The organism is Candidatus Ruminimicrobium bovinum, assembly GCF_902760015.1.
Taxonomy (GTDB): domain Bacteria; phylum Elusimicrobiota; class Endomicrobiia; order Endomicrobiales; family Endomicrobiaceae; genus Ruminimicrobium; species Ruminimicrobium bovinum.
Map to the genome: position 1 here is coordinate 1 of NZ_CACWEU010000277.1, position 2854 is coordinate 2854.

A 2854-nucleotide genomic window follows, 5' to 3' on the forward strand; every position below is an offset into this window, starting at 1 on the left:
AAATGCAGACTGCAATTCTTGTTTGGAACTTGTTTCAGTCTTCTTGTAGTAGTTATTCAATTCAGCACTCTGAACATAATTGTTTAGAATGTTGTCTGTCTCAATCTTAGTATAGTAGTTATCCAAATCAGATGAATCAGCTTTACCACTAACTGCAGCACTCATAGCACTACAGCATTCCTCAAACGCAGATGTATCTACTTTACCACTTAATGCACCACTAAATGTTTCATTGAACCACTCACCATTGACGCCAAGCACTAATGCTTCCTTGCCTTCAACAGTGTCCTTGTATGCAGTCATTGTTTCATCAACTGCAAGTGGAATGTTGACAACACTTAATAGAGATTGAGAAGTACCATTACCACTCAATGTATCATCGTGTCTGACTATTGAAATTCCACCACCACCTTCACCATCATAGAAAGCATTACAGGTGTAAAGTAATACATCTTTATTCGTATAGATTTCTAGTCTATATTCTTTGGTATCATCAGCCTTAACACTTGCTCTACCATTTGCATCCAATATCACTGGATTGCTAATCATGTCTTCGTCATTATCATACAAAGTAGCAAGGTCAGTAGTGTCTTTGATATAAACATAGATTTTACCAGCGTCTAACAATTTACCACTTTCGTAAGTAAATTGCTTTGTTGGTGAGAATAAATACTGAAGCATTCTTTACCTCTCTGTTCTCTCTAAATAAACCTTTAAATTATTAATGTAAGCACTAATGTTAATCATCTTAGGTTCAGCAAATTTAGCACTAATACTCAATGATTGTGGCACATAAACCTTGCCATCTGCCCAGCGTGGGAAGTCATAAGAATAAGTAATGTCTTTAGTACCAGGTTCATACATGTCACTTGTGACTGCATTGTTTAGTGAGTTAACCCAAGGTAGTGTATCGTATCTAATCCAAGGTTGGAAATTGTAGAACACTTGACCATATCTCCAGTTCTCTGTACCAACTTCATCATTGAAATGGAGTATACCACTTGCAATAGATGCAGGATATGGTGTTGAACCACTAATCAAGAAATATGGATAGTAGTTATCGCCAATTCCAACATTGTTCTTGAAATAAGTTTTACTACCAATTCTACTAATATCTAGACCATTATTGCTGTAGAATACCTGTCTATTGGAATCACCAAATTTACAGTCTTTAGCATATAAGTCTATTGCAGTTGTACTCTCCATTCTGAAATCTACTGCACTACCGAAATTACAATTTTCAAAGTGTTTTACTATCTTGTTCGTACCATTACTTGTACCAGATACATATCCCTCTTCAATTGTTGAATTGTACATGTAAGTGTTTGGAGAGGTTATCTGTGCTAATCTAAGATTACAATTCTTAAGTGTTGCACTTGAACATCCAATACCTAGTCTTGCACTGGTATTCAAATTGGAGATTGTAATGTCTTGTAGTGTTCCACCAAACACATAACTTGTTTGTAATCTCATTCCTGCACAATCTAGATTCAATGCACTTGGTAAATTAAGATTCATGTATCTAAAATAACATTCAGCATAAGTAAAGTTGTTTGGTAGAATTGTTATGTTGGTATCATAAGCAGCATCTGGAGTAACCAATCTTGGATTACTGAACCAAGATTCCTTGATAGCACAATTTCTAAAGTGTATGTTTCCATTCTGTATTATCATTCCACAACTTTCAATGGCACAGCTATCAAATGATAAGTGTCCACCGCCACTTCCAATACCAAATGCTTGTTCAAATATACAACAAACATCAGTCAATGTCTTGTTCAATGCTAGAGTATTTCCACCATCTCTATCAAATATAAGTGTACTAGAACCACAATTCAAGAAATCACTCAATTCTCTGAAATTACTCAATCTAGCAGGACAATTACAAATTAGTTTACCAATAACACCAGTGCCTTCATAACTTTCACATCTAACAGTGTTGCCGGCCTTAATAGATGCACCCTTGGAGAATATTACTCGCTTACCATTTGCATTGTATAGAGTATATCCATCTCCATATTCACCAGGTGCAAGCATAATTGTCTTAGGAGAACATAAACTCATTGAACCATACAAATCATTGTATCTGAATAAGTTGATTAAGTTCTCTTGATGGTTGCCATACACTCCATAGTATTCAGATTTCATTATCTCATTCACAAGTAGAATCCATCTACCTGTATCACTATTATTGCTCTGAATGATTAAACCACCATCAGCATCATTAACGCAAGTGCTGTCCCAGTAGTACGTTCTAGGTTCGCAGTCTGTTGTAGTCCAATAACCAATAACATTTGCATAACCACCAACAGGAGCGTTAAGCAATGCATCAATGCTGGTATAACTCAAAACATCTTCACTTGCATTAGGATTTACTTCTAATTCAAATCCAATCTTAGTGCTAAATTCTTCAACCCACATTTCAGGTCTTAAATCACCACTTGGATCTGAACTATCCCCAACATATTCCTGAGCAACACAGTCATAAATGCCGTTGTTCAAGAAATAAGTATTGTTTGGTACACCTTCAACGAAATAAATTGGATTTGGAGCATCAACATATTGAGCATTCTCATAAGTGTAGACATTAGCCAAGTCTGTTGTGTCTTGGTTGTAAATGAATAGTCTACCATTATGAATACGCTTTAATGTAAGATTATCTATTGCAAACATTAGAGAACACCTCCATCAATCATTGGGTTCTGCAAATCTTTCATATTGTCATTGACCATTTCAGCCGCCTTTCTATCATTTTCACCTTGCTGTTTCATTTGCTCAATAGCAAGTTTGGTAGCATTGTCAAGTTGTGCCTTAGCCATCGTTTCTTTATTGCGAGTATCAGCAGCAATAGCCT

General features: G+C 35.8%; 3 protein-coding genes. All 3 read right to left on the reverse strand.

Annotation, left to right across the window (positions count from 1 at the left end; translation table 11 throughout):
* Positions 1-681, reverse strand: a 681-nt coding sequence (locus ACMUOV_RS08895) for a hypothetical protein (protein WP_413854806.1), incomplete at its 3' end; no start/stop codon positions are given.
* 3 nt (positions 682-684) lie between these two features.
* On the reverse strand, positions 685-2673 hold the full coding sequence (locus ACMUOV_RS08900) for a hypothetical protein (RefSeq protein ID WP_413854807.1): 1989 nt from the start codon (positions 2671-2673) through the stop codon (positions 685-687).
* The coding region (locus tag ACMUOV_RS08905) for a hypothetical protein (RefSeq protein WP_413854808.1) at positions 2673-2854 on the reverse strand (182 nt) is incomplete at its 5' end. The genes ACMUOV_RS08905 and ACMUOV_RS08900, both read right to left, overlap by 1 nt.

Coding starts and splice junctions, on each gene's coding strand:
- ACMUOV_RS08900 (WP_413854807.1), bottom strand. CDS start 2,673: ATGTTTGCAATAGATAATCTTACATTAAAGCGTATTCATAATGGTAGA.